Consider the following 21,402-nt stretch of genomic DNA (forward strand, 5'->3'; position numbering starts at 1 on the left):
CCGGGTCAGTGGTGGTGGGCGTGGACGACCGCGTGTCCCTTGCCGCGGCCGATCATCCACTTGTTCACCGGAGTGGTGACCAGGAAGGCCACGGCGAATCCGCCCAGCAGCGCCGACCAGAACAGGCCGTCCGAGAGCTGCGCGTCCATCGCCCCGGGGGTCAGCGCGACGATGCCGTTGTCGACCAGCTCCATCACGGCGATGGAGACCGTGTCGGCGGCCAGCGCCACCTTGATCGCCGCCCTGAGCTCCAGTCCGGCCCTGCGGACCCCGAACAGGGTGAAGGAGTAGCCGAACACGAAGGCCAGGCCGATCGCCAGGACCATGGTCGGCACGTTCCCCCAGGCCAGCGCCGTGCCGATGACCATGCCGAGGATCTCACCCACCGCGCAGCCGGTGAGGCAGTGCAGCGTCGCCTTCGCCGCCATGGCCCAGCTCGCACCCGCGCGGGCCGCGTGGTGCCGCCCGGCGTCAGGCCCGGCCCGATGCCCCGCGTGACCCCCGTGCACCCTGTGGTGGTCCCCGTGCCCCGCGTGGTCCCCGTGCCCCGCGTGGTCCCCGTGCCCCGTGTGGCCGTGGGCGTCGCCGGAGTGGTGTCCGGTGTGCTCCATGACGGTTCTCCCCTCGTCGTCGGGTGGGGCCCGTGTCTCGGCGCCCCCCACACCGGAACCATATACCCCCCGGGGGTATTCCGCGATGACAGGAAAACGGGTTCGCGTCACGCCGGTGGGGCGGGCGCCGCGATGTGCGACGCCCGCCCCACCGGGTGACAACAGGTGCCGAGGGCCTGTCAGTTACGGCCGAGGAGGTCCTTCATCCGCGCGATCTCCGACGACTGCGCGTCGATGATGTCCGCCGCCATCCGCCGGGCCGGCGGATGGGAACCGTCCGCGCGCTCCGTCCCCGCCATGGCGACGGCGCCCTCGTGGTGCTCGATCATCATGCGCAGGAACGCCTCGTCGAACGCCGGACCGGAGGCCTCGCGAAGGGACTCCATGTCCTCGGCGGACATCATCCCTCCGCCGCCGTGTGCGGCGTGACCGCCGGCGGCGCCTTCGGCGGGAACGTCCTCGCCCCAGGACTCGAGCCAGCCGGACAGGGTGGTGATCTCGGGGTCCTGGGCCTTCTCGATCTCCGCGGCGAGGCGCTTCACCTCGGCCGACGCCGCCCGGTCGGGGGCGAGGCCGGCCATCTCCACCGCCTGCCGGTGGTGCGGGATCATCCCGGTGGCGAAGGCGACGTCGGCGGCGTTGGGCTGTCCCGGGGAGGCCGTCGCGGTGGCGGGGGAGTGGCCGCCGTGTCCGGCGGAGTCGTGGCTCCGGCCCCCGCCGCAGGCGGTCAGGGCGAGAGCGGCGGCGCCGGCGGCGAGCAGTGCGGCGGCGCGGAGGGCGAGGGAACGCTTGTCGGGCATGGTGGTGCGACTCCTGGTTCGTGTGGATCCGTTGCATGACGGGTGGCAGCGCGGCACCTGACCCCCGGGGGGTATGCGCCCAGGGGTGCGCGGTGCCGTGCGGGACCGTCTAGATCCGCAGAAGTTGCAGTGCGGTCAGATCCGGGGGAGCCCGGACGGGCAGGGCCGAGGCGGGAGCGCCCGAGGGGTGGGCCGGTGGGGCGGCCGAGAGGACGGCGGGGACGCCGGTGGGCGGGGGAGGGGTGTACGCGGACACCGGCCCGGCGGCGGCACAGGTGTCGTCCGCGTGGCTCAGGTGGCCGGATCCCCCTCCGTGACCCTGGTGGGGTCCGGCGTCGACGGTCCGCACCGGGGAGTGGGCCGCCTGCATGCCGCGGGCGTCCTGCTCGCTGTGGGTCGCCTGCTCGCCGTGGGCCGCCTGCATGCTGTGCGACTCGGAGCGCGGCCGGTCGAGCCCGCCGCCGGGGGCGAGGGCGTGCATGCCGAACAACCCGGCCAGGACCGCGAGCACCAGCAGGGCGAACAGCCGCCCCGCGGGGCGGCGGTGCGTTCCGAGGCCGGTGATCACCCGCCCATCGTACGGCGAGCGGGCGTCTTGCTGTCGGCGCACCGCGAACCGGGCTCCCGCGTCGGTGCCACCCGCGGTGTGCCTGCGACGCCCACCGCACCGGACGGGAGGCCGGGTGCGCCCTCGCTCGCCGCGCCGGCCGCCGCGCGGGCGTCCTTCGTCCGCCTCCCGCTCCGGGGGCGTCACGCCTCGTGGTGGAGGGCCGCGAGCAGGGTGTCGGCGGGGTCGCGGGCGGTGGAACCCGCGACGCCGGCCGCCGCGGCGCGGCCCTCGGGGGAGAGGCACCAGTGGAGCCAGCGGTCCAGGGCGCCGGCGCAGACGTGCTCGCCCGGCACCACCGCGGGCCACCCCCACACCCGCCCCTGCGCGGCGACCTTCGCGCCGCCCGCCACGGGGTCCACCGCGAGCACCGGGACGCCCGACCGGAGCCCCAGCACCAGGCCGTGCAGCCGGTCGGTGACCACCAGGTCCAGCCTGCGCAGCAGCGACTCCAGCTGCCCCGGCGTCGCGGCAAGCCGCCAGTCGCGGGAGTCGAGCCGGGTCTCCAGGTCCAGCCGCGCGCAGTCCAGGCCCGCGAGCCAGCCGGTGACCGTCTCCGCCACCGCCTCGTGCAGCCGCCGCCCGCCGTACTCGTGCTGACCGTGGGTGAGGATCACCCCGACCACCGGCACCGGATCCGGGACCGGGGCCCTGGCCGCCAGGTCGGGCGCCGCCGCCCCGGACGCGTCCCGCGCCAGCACCCGGTGGAATCCCTGCGCCGCGGGTGAGGAGGGGTCGATCACCGACACCCCCACCGCCACCCGCACGCACTCCGCGTACCGCTCGTGCAGCTGCTCGATCTGGAGCCCGTGCAGCGGTCCGCACACGAAGACCAGGTGGGAGTAGTCGCGCGGGTCGGCCCGGTCCAGGGAGAGCTCTTGAGGCCGGAAACCGGGGCTCCACGCCACGTCGTACGGCAGGTCCGCCCCGTCCAGCACCTCCCGCACCCGGTCCAGGGCCAGCACGTCCCCGGCGGTGGCTTCCCCGTACAGGAAGCTGAACCACCCGGTCACCAGGATCCGTCGCGGCCGCCCCGCCTCCGGTGCGAGCGGGTGCGCGCCGTCATCGCTCGTACGCACAGTGCGAAGCGGGTGCCCCTTCCGTCCCGCGTCAAGCATGGAAGGACCGCCGTTTACCGCGATTTCCGACGACTTCGCGACCGAAAGGCCGTTTCACACTGTTTGTCCGTGTCTACCCGTTGGGCGAGCCGAGTGTGGAAGGAGGGTGATGAAATGATCACCCGAGACCAGATCCCCGCCGTCCTCGACCATCCGGTGTACGACGGCACGGGCACGAAGATCGGCGAGGCCAAGCACGTCTTCCTCGACGATGCGACCGGCCGCCCGGAGTGGGTGAGCGTCAAGACCGGCCTCTTCGGAAGCAGCGAGACGTTCGTCCCGATCCGTGACGCCTCGCTGGTGGAGGACCACCTCGAGGTGCCGTACACCAAGGACAAGGTCAAGGACGCCCCGGACGTCGTGGTCGACAGCGGCGGTCACCTCTCCCGCGAGGAGGAGCACCGTCTGTACGAGTACTACGGCGTCAAGTGGGACGAACCCTGGGAGCAGTCCACGGGCCAGGACAAGGACGCGACGTCCGGTCGTGGCGGCATGGACAAGGGGACGGCCGGCGCGGCCGGCGCGGCCGGGGGTGTGGCCGGAGGCATCGCCGGCAAGGCGTCCGCACGTGGCCGCAAGGGCGAGGGCGTCGACGAGTCCGGCAGGGCCTACGCGCAGGGCACCGCGGCCGAGGGCAGGGGCATCGGCGCCGAGGGGCGCGCCTCCGGTGCCGAGTCCCGTTCGCGGTCCGGTGCCGCCGGCGCCGACCTGGGCAAGGAGACGGCCGAGAACGCGATGACGCGTTCCGAGGAGCGCATGCACGTCCGGGTCGAGCGTCAGGAGAGCGGCCGCGCCAGGCTGCACAAGTACGTCGACACCGAAGAGGTGCAGCAGAGCGTTCCGCTGCGGTACGAGGAGGTCCGCGTCGTCCGTGAGCCGATCACCGACGCCAACCGTTCCTCGGCCCTCTCCGGCGAGCCGCTGAAGGAGGCGGAGTTCGAGGTGACGCTCCACGCCGAGCGGCCCGTGATCGAGACCGAGGTGGTCCCGGTCGAGCGGGTCAAGCTCACCACCGAGGAGCGGGTCCAGAACCGTACCGTCACCGGCCGCGTCCGCAAGGAGCGGATCGAGTCGGAGGGCATGGAGACCACGGGGACGGATGCCGCGCCGGGCGTCGACACGAGCGGCATCAGCGGCGAGAGCGGCCGCGGCAAGCACCGGAAGGGAGGAAGGTGACAGTCCTTCCACACGTGGATGGGGGGCGCTGCGGGTCGCTCGTGGTCGTCCGCAACGCCCCCCGGTCTGCGGCCCGTTGGGGACAAGGTCAGCCTAGGAGGATGCCCGCCCGGCGCACATGAGGGACTGCCCTGCGGGGCGGGCCGAGGGTTTCCCCTCCCTCGGCCCGCCCCGTCAGGCGAGGGCGGTGACCAGCAGGGCGAAGGCGCCGACGATGACGGCGACGCGCACGAGGTGGAGGCGGTCCCAGCGCCGCGTCTGCTGCTTCCAGTCGGCGGGCCGGTCGCCGACCGTCCACTCCTTGCTCCGGTTGTTGATCGGCACGAGCAGCAGGACGGACATCAGCACGCTGACGAGCAGCAGCCCGCCGCCGGCGGCGACGAGTCGGGCGCCGTCCTCGCCGCGTCCGGCGGCCCACCAGACCACGACCAGGACCAGCGACGAGAGGTACCAGAACGGCATCACGGCGCCCAGCAGCCGGGCCCCGTGGCTGCGGCCGCGCTGGGCGCCGTCGCCGGGGAGGGCGTCGAGGATCGGGTTGACGAAGACCGCGACGCAGAACTCCACCCCCACCATCACGCCGACGATCACGGTGGTGACGATCTCGAGTGCGTTGAACATGGGAACCCCCTGGGATCTCCGGAATCTAGCGCCGCTAGTTGATGGGGCAACGCTAGCGTTGCTAACGCTCGGTTGTCTAGCGATGCTAGAATTCGCTGCATGTCGGTACAGGAACGCAAGGAGCGCGAGCGGGCTGCCCGCGAGCGCCTGATCGTGGCCACCGCCCGTGAACTCGCCGAGCAGCAGGGCTGGGAGGCGGTCACCACCCGCCGGCTGGCCGAGCGCATCGAGTACAGCCAGCCCGTCCTCTACAGCCACTTCCGCGGCAAACGGGAGATCATCGGCGCCGTCGCCCTGACGGGCGCGGCCGAGATGGCGACCCTGCTGCGGACCGCGGCCCGCTCCGCGGACGGCCCGCGCGCCCGGGTCACCGCCCTCGCGCGCGCCTACCTCGGCTTCGCCGAGGGCAACCCGGCGGTCTACGACGCGATGTTCCAGCTCGACGGCGGCCTGGCGTTCGCGCGGGAGGACACCCCCGAGCCCCTGAAGGACGGCTTCGCCGCCCTGCTGGAGACCCTCGGGGAGGTCGCGGGGGAGGGCGTGCACCCGGCGCTTTTCACCGAGGTGTTCTGGGCGTCCCTGCACGGGCTGGCGACCCTCACCCGTGCGGGACGGCTGCCGCCCGGGGACAGCGCGCGCAGGATCGAGCTGCTGGTGGACCGGCTCGCCGTGCTCTGATCCGGTCCCGGATCCGGTGGTCCGGCGCGCACGCGCAGCGGACGCGGAGGTGGGCCGGGCCCCCGGCCTCCGGGTGAGGGGGCGTCAGCCGGAGGCCGGGTGGTGGGCGGTGAGGCGGACGATGTCGATGCGCGAGCGGATGCCGAGTTTGCGGTAGACCCGCGTGAGCGTCGCCTCCACCGTCTTCACGCTGACGTACAGCCGTCCCGCGATCTCCCGGTTGGTGGCGCCCTCCATGACCAGCCCGGCGACCTGCCGCTCCATCGCGGCGAGTCCCTCCAGCAGCGCGACCCCGCCGCCCGCCGTCACGGCCGGACCGCCGGCGACGCCCGGGAGTGCGGCCGGGGGCCCCGCGTGGCCGGCGGACGGCCCGCCGCCCTGGCCCGCCACGGCGCTCACGGCGGCTGCCGCGGCGGTGTCCGCGGCCGCCATGGCCTCCACCCGGCGCAGCCACGGCAGTGCCCGGCACCGGCGGAACAGTCGTCCCGCCTCCTCGCGCGGGCCCGCCCCGCCGCGCCCGGTGCGGGCGAGCAGATCGGCCAGGGCCAGCAGCGTGCGGCCTTCCGAGAGCCGCCGTCCCAGCAGGGCCAGCCGTTCCCGTGAGCGCGTCAGCAGGAACTCCGCCCCCTCCGCGTCGCCCTCGGCGATCCGCACCAGCGCCTCCGCACGGTCCGTCACCGCGAGCACGCCCTCCCGGCGCAGCCGGACCGCGCGGGCGCGGGTCTCGTCCACCAGCCGCCGTGCCTCCTGCGGCCGACCGGTGCGCACCAGCGCCTCCGCGAGGTCGCCGTGCCAGCGGCCGTCGGCCGGGTCGTCGATGCCGACGCCCGCCTCGAGGGCGCGCACCCGGCTCAGCACCTCCACCGCCCCGGCAGCGTCGCCCCTGAGCAGCCGGACGTGACCCAGGGCGGCGAGGGCGTGGGCCAGGAAGATCTGGTCGCCGTCCCGTTCCGCCGTGCGCACCGCCTCCTCGGCCAGTTCCGCGGCGCTCGCCGGGTCGCCGCCGGACGCCTCCGCGTGGGCCGCCAGCGCGCCGGCCGCCGCCTCGCCGATCCCGGTGTCCCGGGCCAGCCGCAGCGACTCCCGGGCGAGGTCGACCGCGCGTCCGCAGTGCCCCGAGGCCAACTCGGTCTCGGCGAGCAGCCGCAGGTACTGCACCTCCGCCTCGACCATGCCGCGCCGCCGCGCGCCCCGCAGCAACGCCGTGACGGTGGACCGGGCCTCGTCCAGCCGGTCGCTCATCATCATCCAGCGGCAGTGCACCGCTCCGGCGCCGTTGTGGTCGTAGGCCAGCGCGTCGTCCTGCGGCGCCTCCAGCGCCCGCAGGATGGTGGCGGGGGCGTCCGGGTGGCCGCGCAGCACCTCCATGTGGGCCTGGAAGGCCAGCGAGAGCAGTTCGGTGTTCCGGTCCCCGCCCGCCGCGGCGAGCCGGGCGGCGAGCGCCGCCTCCTGACGGGCCCGGCCGCTGTCCCCCTCCACCAGCAGCGCCTGCCAGGCCAGCCGGTGGTGGACCAGACCGAGCAGCCGCGGATCGTCCCCGGCGTCGGCGAGGGCCTGCGGGAAGACGGCGTCGACCTCGGTCAGCGCCTGGCCCGCCGCGTCGATCACCACCATCCAGGCCCGCACCCGCTCGGCGGCCTCGGTGGCCCGGCCGAGCACGTCCTGGGCGATGTCGCGGGCCAGATCGGTCTCGCCGGCGGTCAGCGCGTCCTCCGCGGCGCGCAGCCGGTGGGCGTCGGGGGAATGGCGGGCGTCCGGAGGGGCGTGCCGCGCGGCCAGCAGTCCCAGCGAGGCGGCCACCGACGGGGCGCCCCGGTCACGGGCGAGGCCGGCCGCCTCGGAGAGCCGCGCGGCGACCTCCGGGTCGGCCCCCGCGGTCGCCAGGGCCAGGTGACGGGCCCGGTCGATGGGGTCGACGGCCACCCGCGACAGGGCCGCGTGGACGGCCCGCCGCTCGGGACCGTCGGCCGCGGCGTACAGCGCGGAGGGCACCATCGGGTGGGTGAAGCGGACCGTGTGGTTCTCCGGATCGGCGATCAGCACCCCCAGCGCGCAGGCGCGGGCGACGTCCGCCTCGGCGTCCGTCCGGCCGGCGGCGTGCAGCAGCGCCAGGGTCGGGCGCGCCCCGGCGGCGGCCACCAGCAGCGTCCGGCGGGTCTCGGCGGGCAGCCGGTCCAGCCGCCCCAGCAGCAGCGCGCGCAGGGACGTCGGCACCGGCAGCGGCTCGCCCGGCCCGGGCGGCGTGGGGCTCTCGGCCAGCGCGCGGCCGAGCTCCAGGGCGAACATCGGGTTGCCGGCACTGGCCGCGCCGATGGCCCGCACCGTCGAACGCGGCAGCGACCGGTGGCCGCGGCGGGCCAGCAGGGCGGAAATCTGCCCGCGGTCCAGAGGTGCGACCCGCAGCGCCTCGGAGTCGTGCGGCAGCGCGCGCAGGCAGTCGTTCACGTCCGGCCCGCCGGGCGTCCCGGTGCGCAGCGCGCAGAGCATCCGCACCCGGGTGCCGTTGATCCGGCGGGCGGCGAAGCCGAGCAGTTCGCTGCTGGCCCGGTCCAGCCACTGCAGGTCGTCGGCGACCACCAGCACCGGCCCGTCGGCGGCCAGCGCGCGGAAGGCGGCCAGAACCGCCAGGCGCAGGGCCAGTCCGTGGTGGCCGTCCGGCCGCAGCACCGCCTCGCCGTGCCCGGTCAGGGCGGCCTCCAGCGCCGAACGCTGGGTGTCCGGCAGGCGGTCGGCGACCCGGTCCAGGACGGGGCCGAGGAGGTCGGCGATGGCCAGGAAGGGGAGGTGGGATTCCGACTCGGTGGCCGAACAGCGCAGTACCGTCCGCGACTTTCCGGCATATTCGGCGGTCAGTGCCCGCAGCGCCGTCGACTTGCCGATTCCGGCCGGTCCGTGGAGCAGCACGCCACCGCCCTGGGCGAGTCTTCGCCGGGCCGCGGCGAAGAGCTCCTCCTGTCCGATGACCTGCTCGTTCGTCCGGTCGGAGCGGTGGTCGGCGAGATCCTGGACGTCGTATGGCACGGTCACCGCTCCCCTCGAATGTCGTGTTCTGGTCAATGGTAAGCAACGTGCGGCACTAATCGGGCGGGAGGTATCCGGGCGTTCTGCGCAAACTCCGGTCGTCCGGCCGGAGCGTAATTGAAAATGGGGAAAAGGAAAGGTCGGAGTCCGGTCAAATACCGGCCCTGCGGCGGGAGTCGCCGCGGGGCGGCACGACCCCGCGGCGGCGCGGGGCCGGGTGCCTTCGGGGGCGTTCGCGCAGGGCGGGGGAGCGCGGGGCGCTCTCCGGGCAGGCGGCGGCCCGAGGAGTGGGGGCGGGCCGGGCGGTCAGCCCTCGGCCAGCGTGTCCGCCGCGTCGTTGACCGCCTGCGGCATGCCGGTGCGGTCCAGCAGGAAGAGCGGCGTGGACAGTTGCTCGGCGAGCTCCAGGGCCGCCGGGTCGTACCCGGCGAGCGAGAAGTGGACCCCCTGCGCCGACTCGCTCATCGCGGTCAGCCACAGGCACTCCACCTCACGGGTCGAGGCCGCCCGCGGGCCCGGGTCCACGTGGGCGATCAGCCCGCGCGCGGCGAGGGCGACACCGGAGGGCGGACGCTGGTCGGCCCGGCGCACGTCCGGGTGACCCAGCCACCGCAGGTACAGCGCCGCCGCGGTGACCGCGTCCAGGGGCGTGCGGATGGTCACCGGCTGGAAGGCCGGCCGCGCCGCCGAGGGGCCGCCGGCGTCCCCGGGAACCAGCAGCGGGAGCCGCAGCACGGCCCCGCAGGGACAGCCCAGTTCCGGCCACGGCCACTGGCTGCGCAGGGAGCAGCGGGGGCAGGGCACGGTCACCCAGCTCTCGTGCCAGACCCGGCGGGTCAGCTGGGTCGGTTCGCCCGAGACGTCCAGCGCGGGGGCCACCGGGGTGCCGCAGGCGCAGGGGAACGTCGGTACCCGGTAGACGTGCTCCCGCCGGCAGGCCGGGCAACGCACCGGAACCTTTTCGGACATGGTCACTCCAGGACGTGATGCGGTCGGACTCCCATGGTGCGCCCGGCGCGGGCCGCCTGTCCGTCCGTTGACGGCCTTTCGGCGATGTTTCGCCGAATACCGGGCAGGGCGGTCGGTTTGCGTTCGGCGGAGGGCGTGCGCTCGCGCATCCGAGCCGTGCGACGGCCGCCGCCCGGCGGTCACCAGCCGCCGCCGCAGCCGGATCCCGAGCCGCACGCGTGATGCCCGCCCGCGTCGTGGCCGCCCCCGCCTCCGCCTCCGGCGCCGTGCCCGTCGCCGTCGCGTCCGTCCCCGCCGCGTTCTTCGCCGTCGCGGTCGTGGAGCTCGCGGTACATCCGGGTGGTGAGGCGGCCCGGGGCGTCGGGGGCGTCCGGCAGCAGCTCCTGACGCCTGACCGGCGGCCCGGTCAGCCGCGCGTCCCGGGCGAGGTGCGGCACCAGGGCGAGCAGGGCCGCGTCACCGTGCAGGGCGACCGCCCGCGGGGCGTCGCGCTCCTCCGGCGGGTCGGTCGCGTGGGCCGGTGACTCAAAGGCCGCACCGAGCGCGTGCAGGAGCCGTCGGCCTGCACGGGTCGAGGTGTACGTGCGCCGGTGCAGCAGACCCTCGGCCACCAGGGCCGAACGCAGCGTCCGCACGCACATCCGGACCCGGGCGCGTTCCGTCAGCTCCAGCAAGGTGAGCGGCCGGTACAGCGCGGCGTGCACCGCCTTCTCCAACGGGTGCGCGGCCCGGCCGGACAGCGGACCGGTGTTCCTCAGGAACCCCGGTTCCGCCGCCTCGACCAGGCCGCGCCCGTACAGCGCCACGACCGCGACCGTCACGGCCGCGCGGTCGCCCCCGCGCAGCACGGCGATGCGGTACGCGTCGAGCGGACGTCCCCCGTCGCCCTCGCCGCGTTCCCCCATGGCGTATCCCCCGTTTCTCCGACTCCCCCGTGGCCGGAGCGAGGTCCGCCGCCCCCGTGCCGGCGGACCTCGTGGACACAACAATGCGGCCCGGGCATAGGTCTGTTGAAGAGGTGAAGGCGTTCTCAGAGGTTGATTTGAGGTTGCGCCGCGGCCGCCTGAGAGCGTCAACGGCCTTACGGGCGAAGGTTATTCGAGGTCGTGATGCTCCTCCAGGCCGGGCCACTGCCCAGGGCCTCCGCCCTGCCAGTCGATCCGGTCGCCGGTCTCGACGTCCCCCGCGTCGAGGTCGGAGAGCCGGAGGATCTCGCGGACGTCGTCCAGGTGCGAGGCGACCCCGAGGGCCTCGTCGTCGGCGGTCACCCGCCGGGACCCGTCGAGCCCCGGCGGATGCACCACGATGTGCGGTCGGTTCATGTCCCCAGGCTGCTGCGCGGTGACGGCCCGCGCACCTCGGACGGTCCGCGGTCCCGCCCAACGGCCTACCCCGTGCCGCCGGTCGGACGCGCGTGCCCTAACCTGCCGCACTGGATCTTCGGCCGCGAACGGGAGGCGGCCAGGGAGGGGGAGGGCCGTGTCCGAGCACCTGTCCGACGAGGAGTTGGCCCGGTTCCTGCGGGAGAGCGCCGAGGGGACCGCGGCGGGCGCGCCGAAGGAGCCCACGGCGCGCGCCCGGATGGTCACCGCGCGGCTCAGGGAGCAGGAGGCGCGGGGCGAACTGCCACAGGGATGGCGCACCCCCACCGACCTGGGCCGGTACCGGCGGCGTGCCGCCCGCCACCGTCGTGTCAAGGCCGCCCTGGCCGGTGTGGTGGTCCTCGGACTGGCCGTGCTCGCCCTCAACCCGTCCCTGCTCCCCGGATACCCGTGGGGCGACCAGGGGACGGACGCCACCGCCACGGCCCGGAGGCTGCCCGCCGAGACCGCCGCCCCCACGGCCGCCCCGGGCGCGGCGCCCGGCGCCGCCACCCTCGAGGACCCGTTCGCCGGGTCCCCGGCCGCCCGCTGGCAGGAGGGCGCGCAGAGCATCGTGATGCCTCCCGCCGAGGCGACCGGCGTCTTCTCGAGGCAACAGGTCGGGCGCGCCCTCGAGGGGACCCGCACCCTGCTGGTCGACGCCAACATCGCCCCGGCCACCCTGCGCGGGGCGGCGCCGAAGGCGGCGCTGGGCGTCCTGGACCCGCTCCAGCCCAAGCTCCTGGAGGACCTGAGGAGGTCGCTGAGCGACCCGGGCGAGGACGACAACCCGCTGCTCGTCTTCAGCCGGTTCGACCCGGACGAGTCCCGCGTCGTCGGCGACCGGGTCCGCGCCCGCGGCCGGACGACGCTGGAGGAGGGCGAGCGCGGAGCCCTCTCCATCACCGCCGACTACACCTTCGTCTACCCGGTGACGCGGGCCGACGAAGGCTCCACCGAGGTGACGCGGGCCGTGGTGCGTCGGGTGCTGAAGCTGGAGATGCCCGACCCCGACCGCATCGTGGCGACCCCCGGAAAACTCATGGTCGAGCGGTACGACAGCGAGTGGAGCAACGGGGGCTGCGGGGCCGCCGACGGATGGGCGCACCCCGAGTTCCCCTCCGACCCGCACGAGGCCGCGCCGTCGGACGGAGCCACCGTCGACCCCTACGACCGCAGCGGCGCCGTCGGCGGCGGAGGCGAGTGCGGGGTCTTCTCCCGCATCTGACCGGCCGCCGGGCCGCCTGACCGCCGGTCCGCCGGGCCGCGGCGGCCGGGCGGCCGTCGGTTAGAGTCGCCGCCGGGCCGGGCGCGGACGTCCGGCCCGGTACTCAGGGTGCTCTGGGGGCAGGAATGCGTGTGCGGGTGGAGTTCACGACCGAGCCGTTCGACCTCGACGAGGTCCCCGGCCACGCGGTCGCGGCCCGGGAGGCCGTCGAAGGGGCCCAAGGGCTGGAATCCGTCGACGTCGGCCCCTTCGGCACCACCGCCGAGGGCGACGCCGAGGCCGTGCTCGCCGCGGTCGACACCGTGCTGCGCCGCTCCCTGCGGGCCGGGGCGTCCCGCGTCACGCTGCAGGTCAACGTGGTGGACGCCGCCGACGGGGACGCCGGGTGAGCGCCGCCGGGAGTGCGCGGGACCAGTTCGTCGACGCGGTCCGGCCACTGGCCGACGCCATGGGCGCCGTGCTGCTGCCCCCGCAGGAGGCCGGCCCGGACGACGTGGTGCTGCGCTGGGAGGGAGCCGAGGCGGTCGCCGTCCGGCTGCCGCAGCTCGCCGAGTCGCTGGACCACGTGCTGGCCGCCATGGAGCGCACCGCCGGCGGGCCGCTCGCCGCCCTCGACCGCAGGGCCAAGCAGGAAGTGGTCCGCACCCTTGAGGCCCGCGGCGCGTTCGCCGTCCGCCACGGCGTGGAGACGGTGGCGGGCGCGCTGGGCGTCAGCCGGTTCACCGTTTACAACTACCTCAACCGGGCGCACGGGGAGCGGGCCCCGGAGCGAGGCCGCCGGGGCGACGAGACGGACCGGCCCCCGGCCGGCTGAACCGCCCCCCGCGGCCGCAACCGCGACCGACCGCGACCGACCGCGACCGACCGCGACCGACCGCACCCGCACCCGCACGGCTCCGGGGCGGGCGGCGCCCTCGCGCCTACGATGACGCCATGGCCCATCCCCTGCCGGGCCCCCTGGCGCATCTGGAACCCCTGCTCGGCCACTACGGCTACTGGGCCGTCGCCGGCGTGATCCTCGTGGAGGACTTCGGCGTCCCCATCCCCGGCGAGGCGATCCTGATCGCCGCGGGCGTCTTCGCGGGAGCGGGACGGCTGGACATCGTCGCCGTGGCGCTGATCGCGTTCGTGGCCGCCGTCATGGGCGACAACATCGGTTACCTGATCGGCAGGTACGGAGGACGCGCCCTGGTCCACCGCTGGGGCAGGTACGTGTTCCTGACGCCGGAGCGGTTCGCCAGGGCCGAGGCCTTCTTCGCCCGTCACGGGGGCAAGATCGTCACCGTGGCCCGGTTCGTCGACGGCCTGCGCCAGGTCAACGGGATCGTCGCCGGCACCACCGGGATGCCCTGGCGCCGGTTCCTCGCCTTCAACGCCCTCGGCGCGGCCCTGTGGGTGGGCCTGTGGGCCACGCTCGCCTACGCCGCCGGGGACCACATCACCGAGATCTACACCGCCGTCTCGCGCTACCAGCGGTGGGTGCCGGCGGGTCTCGGCGTCCTGGTCGCCGCGGTCGTCGCCCGGCACCTCCTGCGCCGCCGCCGCCGTCGCCGGACGGAGCGGCCGTGACCCCCGAGGCGGATCGCTGAGGTCCCAGGCCGTCAGGCCGTGGGGGCCGCCCGGTCGATGTCGGTGTGGAGATGGGACATCAGCTCGCTCATCTCGGTGACCTCCGGGGAGTCCGGCGCCGCCCCCCGGGCGACGCCTCCCAGCCATTCGGTCGTGGCCAGGGCGAGCCGTGTCGCGTCCTCGGGGCGGCGGTCGCCGAGCAGCCCTTCCAGACGCTGGGCGATGTCGGGAAGGGTCTCCTCGTCGGTGGCCGGCGGCAGCACGTCCCGCAGCGCGGCCGGGAGCGGCGAGCGGCCCCGCTGGGCGCGCACCGCGTCGACGACGGCGGTGTTCTCGCCGAAGTGGTCCAGGTTCTCGGTGAGGACGAGGAGCCGGGCCGTCAGGCGGGGCAGACCGGGATGACCGTCCAGCCACTCCAGCACCTGGCGGTACCCCCCGAGACGGTCGTTCACCTGGCTCAGGCGCTCCTCGGCGCGCGGCGACAGGGACCAGCGCCTGGGGAGGAGCGTGGCGACCTCCTCGGCCAGCCGCGCCTCGTCCTCGGGCGCCAGCGCGCCGTCCTCGAACCGGTTGGCCAGGTACTGGTCGAGCCCGAACGCGTCGGGGCCCGGGTCGCCGGGTGGGTCGTGCGCCTCGTTCCGCAGGCGGCGCCGCAGTCTCCCGGTGACCCTGCTCAGTGGCTTGTCGTGCATCGGTCCTCCCGTCGGCCCCGGACATGGCCTTCCCGCGCGGCGGACCCTGGCCGAACACCGCGAAGGCCGGCCGTAGCCGGCGGAGGCATGCTCCGGGTCCGTCGCCCGGCCTCCCCCCAGCGGTGGGGAGGCCGGGCGCTATCGTGAACGCCATGCAGCGCCGCGTCACGTCCCCCGGGGTGTCCCGCACCCCCACGGCCGGCGACACCCTCGGTCAGGCCGAGGCCGAGGCCGAGGCCGGCGTCGACGTCGAGGAGGACGAGGGCTGGCCGGTCGCCGTCGGGACCACCTCGCTGAGCGTCCCGCTGCCCGGCCTCGACCGCCTGGTCGCCCCCTGGCGGCGCGTCTGGGACACCGCGGCCCGCCACGGCGGCACCGCCCACGCGACCGTCCTGTTCCCCTTCCTGCCCCGCGAGCGGGTGGACGGCGACGCCCGTGCCGCCCTCGCCCGCGTCTTCGCGGCGCACCCGCCGTTCGCGCTGCGGTTCAGCGGGTGCGCCCGCTTCCCCGGCGTCCTGTGGCTGCGCCCCGAGCCGGACGCCCCGCTGCGCGCCCTCACCGCGGACGTCACCGCGCACTGGCCCGAACACCGCCCGTACGACGGGCTGTTCGGTGACCTCGACCCCCATGTCACGGTCGCCAACAGCGGTGACGCGCGGCAGCACGACCTGATCGAGGCGGCGCTCGCCCCGCACCTGCCGCTGACCGAACGGGTCGAGGCGGTCGACCTGGTGGCGTACGACGGAGTGGAGTGGCGGCAGTGGCTCCGCTTTCCTCTCGGCAGGGCGGACGGCCCACCGGCCGGCCATTCTTCAACAAATTGTTGACGCCCAGCGGCCGGGTGGGGTTGGCTGCCTGATGTGACAGCGAGCTCTCCGACACCGGCCTCCCGGGGCCTCGCCCGGTTCAACGCCCTGGACGAGGCCGCCGCCCGGGCGGTCCTGAACGAGATCTGCGCCGCCCCGTCCTGGGCCTCGTACCTGGTCGCGCGCCGCCCCTACGCCGACGCCGAGGCGCTGTGCGCCGCCGGGGACGCGGCGACGGCGGCCCTGACCGCGGACGGCCTGGCCGAGGCCATGGCGGCACACCCGCCGATCGGGCGGCCGAAGCCCGGCGACCCGGTGTCCGCCCGGGAGCAGCGCGGCATGGCGGGCGCCGACGAGGCGCTCCGCGCCGAGATGCTGGAGCTCAACCTGGCCTATCAGGAGAGGTTCGGCCAGGTGTTCCTGATCTGCGCCACCGGCCTCACCGCCGAGGAGATGCGGGACGCCGTCCGAGACCGCCTCGGCAACACGCCGGAGCGGGAGGCGGAGATCGTCCGCGGGGAACTGGGCAGGATCAACCGCATCCGTCTCGCCCGCCTCGCCGAGGCGGGCCCGTCCGAGGAGGACGCACGCCGATGAAGTCCGGCGCCGCCCCCGCCACCGTGTCCACCCACGTCCTCGACACCGGCCTCGGCCGGCCCGCCGCCGGCGTGCGGGTCTCCCTGGCCGCCCGCACCGGAGCCGACGAGCCCTGGCAGGCGCTCGGCGGCTCCGCCACCGACGCCGACGGACGCTGCCGGGACCTCCCCGGCCCGCCCGCCGGCGCCACCCACGTCCGTCTCGTCCTGGACACCGGCGCCTACCTGGCGGGCCGGGAGGGGGCCGAGGGCGCGTTCTTCCCGGAGGTGGCGGTGGCCTTCGCCGTCGAGCCCGGCGAGCACTACCACGTGCCCCTGCTCCTCAGCCCGTTCGGCTACTCCGTATACCGAGGGAGCTAGCGACATGACCGACCACCCCGCCCGGACCGCGCGCCTGGGCCAGAACCAGTACGGCAAGGCGGAGACCCGGGTCGTCCGGATCACCCGCGAGGGCGAACTCCACCACATCAAGGACCTGAACGTCTCCGTCTCGCTCTCCGGCGACATGGACGACGTGCACTACTCCGGGTCCAACGCCAACGTGCTGCCCACCGACACCACCAAGAACACGGTCTACGCCTTCGCCAAGGAACACGGCATCGCCTCCCCGGAGGAGTTCGGCCTGCTGCTGGCCCGGCACTTCGTGGGGTCGCAGGAACCCATCCGGCGGGCGCGGATCCGGATCGAGGAGTACGCCTGGGAGCGCATCGGCGGCCCCGACGCCCAGCACTCCTTCGCCCGCACCGGCGGCGGCACCCGGGTGACCCAGGTCGTCCACGACGGGGAGCGCTGCGAGGTGGTCTCCGGCCTGAAGGACCTGACCGTCCTGAACACCACCGACTCCGAGTTCTGGGGCTACCGCAAGGACCGGTACACCACGCTGCCCGAGGCCTACGACCGGATCCTGGCCACCGACGTCTCCGCCCGCTGGCGCTACGCCTGGACCGGCGCGGACGGCGCGACCGCGCCCGACTGGGACCTCTGCTATCAGGAGTCCCGGCGTCACCTGCTGGACGCCTTCGCCCAGACCTACTCGCTCTCCCTCCAGCAGACGCTCTACCGGATGGGCGCGCGGGTCGTGGAGAGCCGCCCGGAGATCGAGGAGATACGCCTCTCGCTGCCGAACAAGCACCACTTCCTCGTCGACCTCGAGCCGTTCGGCCTGGAGAACGACAACGAGGTGTACGTCGCCGCCGACCGTCCCTACGGGCTGATCGAGGCGACCGTCCTGCGCGACGGCGCCCAGGCCCTCATCCCGGCCGACCTCACCCACCTCTGAGACCCGTACCGCCACCGCTCCTCCCCGCAGCCCGACCGGAGAACCACCATGGCAGCCACAGCCGGACACCCCGCCCGCACCGTCATCGAGAACTGCGCCGTCGCGACCGTCGACGCCCAGGACACCGAGTACGCCGAGGGTCACCTGGTGGTCGCCGGCCAGGTGATCGAGTCGGTGGGGGAGGGGAAGGCCCCCGAAGGGCTGGAGAACGTGGTGCGGCGGATCGACGGCACCGGTCACCTGGTCACCCCCGGGCTGGTCAACACCCACCACCACTTCTACCAGTGGCTCACCCGCGGCCTGGCCACCGACCACAACCTCTTCGACTGGCTGGTCGCCCTCTACCCGACCTGGGCGCGGATCGACGAGCCGATGGTGCACGCGGCCGCCCAGGGTTCGCTGGCCATGATGGCGCGCGGCGGCGTCACCACCGCCATGGACCACCACTACGTCTTCCCCCGCGGCACCGGCGACCTCGCCGGGGCCGTCATCCGCGCCGCGCGGGAGACCGGGGTGCGCTTCACCCTCGCCCGGGGCTCCATGGACCGCGGCGAGTCCGACGGCGGACTGCCGCCGGACTTCGCGGTGGAGAGCCTGGACGGGGCACTGGCCGCCACCGAGCGGACGGTCTCCGAGCACCACGACGCCTCGTTCGGGTCGATGACCCAGGTCGCCGTCGCGCCCTGCTCGCCCTTCTCGGTGTCCACCGAACTCATGCGGCAGGGCGCCGAGTTGGCACGCCGGCTCGGGGTCCGGCTGCACACCCACGGGTCGGAGACGGTGGAGGAGGAGAAGTTCTGCCACGAGCTGTTCGGCATGGGGCCGACCGACTACTTCGAGTCCACCGGCTGGCTCGGCGAGGACGTGTGGATGGCGCACTGCGTGCACATGAACGACGCCGACATCGCCGCGTTCGCCCGCACCGGGACCGGCGTGGCCCACTGCCCGTCCTCCAACGCCCGCCTGGCGGCCGGGATCGCCCGGGTGCCGGACATGCTCGCCGCCGGGATCCCGGTCGGGCTCGGCGTGGACGGCACCGCCTCCAACGAGTCGGGCGAACTGCACACCGAACTGCGCAACGCCCTCCTGGTCAACCGCCTGGGCCCGCACCGCGAGGCAGCCCTCACCGCGCGCCAGGCGCTCCGGCTGGGCACCCACGGCGGCGCCCGGGTCCTGGGGCGGGACGCGGAGATCGGCTCCCTCGAGCCGGGCAAGCTCGCCGACCTGGTGCTGTGGAGGATGGACACCCTGGCGCACGCCTCGATCGCCGACCCGGTGGCCGCCCTGGTGCTGGGCGCGGCGGCTCCGGTGACGCTGTCCCTGGTGGGCGGCGTCCCGGTGGTGGAGGACGGGCGGCTGCTCACCGTCGACGAGGACGCGGTGGCCCGCACCACCCGCGAGGAGGCCCGCCGGTTGGCCCGCGTCACCGCGGGCGAGGAGTGACCGGCGGCCGGCCGGTCAGGTGTCCGGGCCTTCCCAGCGCATGAGGTTGGCGAAGAGCTCGGCCTGCTCCACGGCGTCGTCCAGCGCGTGATGGGTGTGCCGGCGCCGCGACAGCAGGTGCCGGGGCATCGTCCCCTTGGCGACCGCCCGCAGGGGCAGGCCGGCCTTGGCCGCGTACAGGGACTTCATGTCCATGCAGCCGGAGTGGCCGAACGGGCTGCCGCCGGTGAAGCGGACGAGGTACCAGTACAGGAACATCCAGTCGAACGCGACCGGGTAGCCGCAGACCACCGGCTGCGTGCCCGTGGACACCTCGCCCACCCAGGCCGTGAACTCGGCCAGGGCGGCCGCCGGGTCCGCCCCCTCGCGGCACAGACGGTCCCGGTCGAGGCCGCTGACCGCCAGCGCCCGCGGATCGAACTCGTCCGAGATGGGCCGCAGTTCGCGGTAGAAGGTGTGCTCCTCGGGGTCCGTGGGGGTGAAGCCGTCGGCGTCCTGCCGCCCGGCGACGGCGGCGCCGAAACTGATCATCGAGTACGGGCCGGGGACCGGGCCGTCCGCCTCGACGTCCACGGAGATGTACAGGCTGGGTTTCACGCGTCGCCGGCTCATGCGCCGAGCCTCCCAGCGGCGGACCGGCGCGCGACAGCGATTTTCCCGCGTCCCGCCTTTCCGCGCACCCGTGCCCCGCTCTTCCGCGCCCGCGTCGTCCGGTGACGCCGGGGTGCGGGGGCGCGGGGCCGGTGTCACCGGACGCCGGGGGCGGTCGTGGGCCGGGGAGGGGAAGCGCACGGGAAGTGCCCGGTCAGCGCGTCTCCCGCCCCGGGCGCAGGGTCGCCGCGGCCAGGGCGAGGGCCGCGGCTCCCAGGACGGCGGCCACCAGGAAGGCCAGGCGGTAGCCTTCCGCGGTCGCCGCCACCAGAGGGGAGCCCTCCTCGAGCAGCTCCCCGGTCCGGCCCGCCGCCAGCGTGGTGAGCACCGCCAGCCCCAGCGAACCGCCCACCACCTGCGTGGTGTTGAACAGGCCGGAGGCCAGCCCGGCGTCCCGCTCCGCCACCCCGGCCATGGCCAGCCCCGTGAGCGCCGGCATGGCCACGGCGAACCCGGCCGACAGCAGCAGCAGGGGCGCCAGCACGTCGGCGGTGTACGAACCGTCGGCCCGTGCCGTGGCCAGCAGCCCCATACCGGCGGTGGCCAGGACGAGCCCCGCCAGCAGCACGCGGTACGGCCCGAAACGGCCCACCAGCCGGGCGGCCAGGCCCAGCGTGATCGCGCCGATCAGCAACGGGGCGGGCAGGAAGGCGAGCGAGGTGGCCAGCTCGTCGTGGCCCAGCACCCGCTGCAGGTAGAGGGTGCCGATGTACTGGAAGCCGTACATGGTCCCCAGCATCAGCACCTGGGTGCCGTTGGCGCCGGCCAGGGCGCGGGAGCGGAGGACGCCCAGGCGCAGCAGGGGGTACGCCGCCCGGCTCTGACGGACGATGAAGCCGGCGAACAGCGCCGCCGAGACACCAGTCAGGGCGAGCGTCGCCCCGGCGGAGCGCCCGCCGGAGCCGATGATCGTCCAGACGGTCGTCATCAGCGCCCCGGTGACCAGCAGCGCCCCCCACCAGTCGGCCGCCCGGCCCAGCCCCGCGCCCCGGTCGGCGGGCAGCACCCGCACCGCCGCGAACCAGGCGACGACCCCGATCGGCAGGTTGATCAGGAAGATCCAGTGCCATCCCGCCGCCTGGGTGAGCGCTCCGCCCAGGAAGGTGCCCAGCGCCGCCCCGGTGGCGCCCACGGCGCTGAACACCGCGATGGCGCGGGCCTGTTCCCGCGGCTCCGGGTAGAGGGCGACGATCATGCCGAGCACCACCGCCATGGTCGCGGCCCCGCCGACGCCCTGGAGGGCGCGGGCGGCGACCAGCGTGCCCTGGTCGCCGGCCACCCCGCACAGCACCGACGCCAGGGTGAAGAGGGCGAGCCCGGACGTGAACATCCGCTTGCGGCCCAGCAGATCGCCCAGCCGGCCGGCCAGCAGCAACAGTCCGCCGAACGGGATCAGGTAGGCGTTCACCACCCACGCCAGCCCTGCCCCGGAGAACCCGAGGTCACGCTGGATCGCGGGCATCGCCACCGTGACGATGTTGCCGTCCAGGATGGTCATCAGCGCGCCCGCGCAGAGCGTCAGCAGCGACAGCGACCGTGAACGAGGCGTTCCGGCAGCGGAGTTGACGTCCTTCCGGGGTGAAGGCTTGAGCAATGACATGACGGCGGATCCCCCTGCGTGTTCCATGGTGCACGACTTGTAACGGAGTACATCGTGGGTGACCATGGAGCTCCGGCGTAAGGAGGCACTTTTATGTCCCAGCGGAACACCGGTGTTACCTCCCAGGCAGTGACCGCGGAGGCCTGTCCGGTCCAGGAGGTGCTGGACCGGGTGTCGGGGAAGTGGAGCGTCGGCATCCTGGTCGCGGCGGCCCAAGGGCCGATCCGCTTCACCGAGTTGGAGCGGGCGGTCACCGGCATCAGCCGCCGCATGCTCACTCTCACGCTGCGCAACCTGGAGCGTGACGGACTGGTCACCCGCACCGTGTTCCCGACGGTCCCGCCCCGTGTGGAGTACGAGATCACCCCCGTCGCCCGGGAGCTGTACGAGACGCTGCTCCGGCTGACCGACTGGGCGGAGCGCCACCGCACCACCATCCACCGTTCCCGGGTCGCCTACGACGCGGAGCACGCCATGCCGGCCTGAGGGCGTGAAGAAGCGGCGAGGAAAGCGACAGGGCTGGTATCAGGAAGAGTGGAGAAGGAAGCCCCGTCATGGCCTCGCCGCGGTCCGCAC

Annotated in this window: 24 protein-coding genes; 12 read left to right on the plus strand and 12 right to left on the minus strand. The window is 74.7% G+C overall.

From position 1 onward, the window contains the following. Positions 1-5: 5 nt before the first annotated feature. The 4 genes from ACFRAV_RS00910 to ACFRAV_RS00925 all read right to left on the minus strand — a co-directional run bounded on the left by ACFRAV_RS00910 (position 6) and on the right by ACFRAV_RS00925 (position 3,097). Complete coding sequence (locus ACFRAV_RS00910; protein ID WP_382550129.1) at positions 6-611, minus strand: DUF4396 domain-containing protein; 606 nt, start codon at positions 609-611, stop codon at positions 6-8. A gap of 179 nt (positions 612-790) precedes the next feature. Then, positions 791-1,411, minus strand: a complete 621-nt coding sequence (locus ACFRAV_RS00915; protein WP_382550131.1) for a DUF305 domain-containing protein — start codon at positions 1,409-1,411, stop codon at positions 791-793. 109 nt (positions 1,412-1,520) lie between these two features. Then, a complete protein-coding gene (locus ACFRAV_RS00920; RefSeq protein ID WP_382550133.1) occupies positions 1,521-1,979 on the minus strand; it encodes a DUF6153 family protein in 459 nt (152 codons plus the stop codon). Positions 1,980-2,161: 182 nt separating this feature from the next. Then, entirely contained in the window at positions 2,162-3,097 is a 936-nt protein-coding gene (locus tag ACFRAV_RS00925) for a polysaccharide pyruvyl transferase family protein (protein ID WP_382550135.1), read from the minus strand. A gap of 153 nt (positions 3,098-3,250) precedes the next feature. Between ACFRAV_RS00925 and ACFRAV_RS00930 the strand changes: the two genes are divergently transcribed. Further along, the gene (locus ACFRAV_RS00930) at positions 3,251-4,312 is read left to right on the plus strand and encodes a DUF2382 domain-containing protein (protein WP_382550137.1); all 1,062 of its coding nucleotides are present in this window, start codon (positions 3,251-3,253) and stop codon (positions 4,310-4,312) included. 174 nt (positions 4,313-4,486) lie between these two features. Here ACFRAV_RS00930 and ACFRAV_RS00935 read toward each other — a convergent pair whose 3' ends face one another. Next, complete coding sequence (locus ACFRAV_RS00935; protein WP_382550139.1) at positions 4,487-4,933, minus strand: anthrone oxygenase family protein; 447 nt, start codon at positions 4,931-4,933, stop codon at positions 4,487-4,489. A gap of 99 nt (positions 4,934-5,032) precedes the next feature. On the opposite strand from ACFRAV_RS00935, the gene ACFRAV_RS00940 reads away from it, so the two are divergent. Then, a complete protein-coding gene (locus ACFRAV_RS00940) occupies positions 5,033-5,611 on the plus strand; it encodes a TetR/AcrR family transcriptional regulator (RefSeq protein WP_382550142.1) in 579 nt (192 codons plus the stop codon). An 84-nt stretch (positions 5,612-5,695) separates the two neighbouring features. Here ACFRAV_RS00940 and ACFRAV_RS00945 read toward each other — a convergent pair whose 3' ends face one another. From ACFRAV_RS00945 to ACFRAV_RS00960, 4 genes are all read right to left on the minus strand, one after another. Further along, the gene (locus tag ACFRAV_RS00945) at positions 5,696-8,638 is read right to left on the minus strand and encodes an AAA family ATPase (protein WP_382550144.1); all 2,943 of its coding nucleotides are present in this window, start codon (positions 8,636-8,638) and stop codon (positions 5,696-5,698) included. Between the two features lie 300 nt (positions 8,639-8,938). After that, entirely contained in the window at positions 8,939-9,601 is a 663-nt protein-coding gene (locus tag ACFRAV_RS00950) for a hypothetical protein (protein WP_382550145.1), read from the minus strand. Positions 9,602-9,780: 179 nt separating this feature from the next. Next, positions 9,781-10,677: a TIGR04222 domain-containing membrane protein gene (locus ACFRAV_RS00955; protein ID WP_382550147.1), complete on the minus strand. Its 897-nt coding sequence runs from the start codon at positions 10,675-10,677 to the stop codon at positions 9,781-9,783. Positions 10,678-10,695: 18 nt separating this feature from the next. Beyond that, positions 10,696-10,923, minus strand: coding sequence for a hypothetical protein (locus ACFRAV_RS00960; RefSeq protein WP_351118715.1), 228 nt, complete (start codon positions 10,921-10,923; stop codon positions 10,696-10,698). 157 nt (positions 10,924-11,080) lie between these two features. On the opposite strand from ACFRAV_RS00960, the gene ACFRAV_RS00965 reads away from it, so the two are divergent. From ACFRAV_RS00965 to ACFRAV_RS00980, 4 genes are all read left to right on the plus strand, one after another. Continuing rightward, a complete protein-coding gene (locus tag ACFRAV_RS00965; protein WP_382550149.1) occupies positions 11,081-12,190 on the plus strand; it encodes a hypothetical protein in 1,110 nt (369 codons plus the stop codon). A gap of 125 nt (positions 12,191-12,315) precedes the next feature. Next, a complete protein-coding gene (locus ACFRAV_RS00970; protein WP_382550151.1) occupies positions 12,316-12,579 on the plus strand; it encodes a thiamine-binding protein in 264 nt (87 codons plus the stop codon). Positions 12,580-12,638: 59 nt separating this feature from the next. After that, the gene (locus tag ACFRAV_RS00975; protein WP_382550273.1) at positions 12,639-13,004 is read left to right on the plus strand and encodes a helix-turn-helix domain-containing protein; all 366 of its coding nucleotides are present in this window, start codon (positions 12,639-12,641) and stop codon (positions 13,002-13,004) included. A 119-nt stretch (positions 13,005-13,123) separates the two neighbouring features. Next, a complete protein-coding gene (locus tag ACFRAV_RS00980) occupies positions 13,124-13,759 on the plus strand; it encodes a DedA family protein (protein WP_382550153.1) in 636 nt (211 codons plus the stop codon). A 32-nt stretch (positions 13,760-13,791) separates the two neighbouring features. Here ACFRAV_RS00980 and ACFRAV_RS00985 read toward each other — a convergent pair whose 3' ends face one another. After that, the gene (locus ACFRAV_RS00985; protein WP_382550155.1) at positions 13,792-14,451 is read right to left on the minus strand and encodes a hypothetical protein; all 660 of its coding nucleotides are present in this window, start codon (positions 14,449-14,451) and stop codon (positions 13,792-13,794) included. A 152-nt stretch (positions 14,452-14,603) separates the two neighbouring features. Here ACFRAV_RS00985 and ACFRAV_RS00990 point away from each other — a divergent pair, with 152 nt between their 5' ends. The 5 genes from ACFRAV_RS00990 to ACFRAV_RS01010 are packed head-to-tail and all read left to right on the plus strand — an operon-like array spanning position 14,604 to position 18,575. Next, positions 14,604-15,278, plus strand: coding sequence for a 2'-5' RNA ligase family protein (locus ACFRAV_RS00990; RefSeq protein ID WP_382550157.1), 675 nt, complete (start codon positions 14,604-14,606; stop codon positions 15,276-15,278). A 33-nt stretch (positions 15,279-15,311) separates the two neighbouring features. Beyond that, on the plus strand, positions 15,312-15,854 hold the full coding sequence (uraD, locus tag ACFRAV_RS00995; RefSeq protein ID WP_382550159.1) for a 2-oxo-4-hydroxy-4-carboxy-5-ureidoimidazoline decarboxylase: 543 nt from the start codon (positions 15,312-15,314) through the stop codon (positions 15,852-15,854). After that, positions 15,851-16,213, plus strand: coding sequence for a hydroxyisourate hydrolase (gene uraH, locus ACFRAV_RS01000; protein ID WP_382550161.1), 363 nt, complete (start codon positions 15,851-15,853; stop codon positions 16,211-16,213). The genes uraD and uraH overlap by 4 nt, the downstream gene beginning before the upstream one ends. Before the next feature lie 4 nt (positions 16,214-16,217). Continuing rightward, positions 16,218-17,132 (plus strand): factor-independent urate hydroxylase, encoded by a 915-nt coding sequence (pucL, locus tag ACFRAV_RS01005; RefSeq protein WP_382550164.1) that lies wholly within the window; start codon positions 16,218-16,220, stop codon positions 17,130-17,132. Positions 17,133-17,180: 48 nt separating this feature from the next. After that, entirely contained in the window at positions 17,181-18,575 is a 1,395-nt protein-coding gene (locus ACFRAV_RS01010; protein WP_382550166.1) for an 8-oxoguanine deaminase, read from the plus strand. Between the two features lie 15 nt (positions 18,576-18,590). Here ACFRAV_RS01010 and ACFRAV_RS01015 read toward each other — a convergent pair whose 3' ends face one another. Next, entirely contained in the window at positions 18,591-19,187 is a 597-nt protein-coding gene (locus ACFRAV_RS01015; protein ID WP_382550168.1) for an exonuclease, read from the minus strand. A 193-nt stretch (positions 19,188-19,380) separates the two neighbouring features. Next, positions 19,381-20,826 (minus strand): MFS transporter, encoded by a 1,446-nt coding sequence (locus tag ACFRAV_RS01020; protein ID WP_382550170.1) that lies wholly within the window; start codon positions 20,824-20,826, stop codon positions 19,381-19,383. A gap of 93 nt (positions 20,827-20,919) precedes the next feature. Here ACFRAV_RS01020 and ACFRAV_RS01025 point away from each other — a divergent pair, with 93 nt between their 5' ends. Beyond that, the gene (locus ACFRAV_RS01025) at positions 20,920-21,312 is read left to right on the plus strand and encodes a winged helix-turn-helix transcriptional regulator (RefSeq protein WP_382550172.1); all 393 of its coding nucleotides are present in this window, start codon (positions 20,920-20,922) and stop codon (positions 21,310-21,312) included. Positions 21,313-21,402 lie beyond the last annotated feature (90 nt).

It is taken from the genome of Streptomyces sp. NPDC056600, assembly GCF_042792855.1.
Classification (GTDB): domain Bacteria; phylum Actinomycetota; class Actinomycetes; order Streptomycetales; family Streptomycetaceae; genus Streptomyces.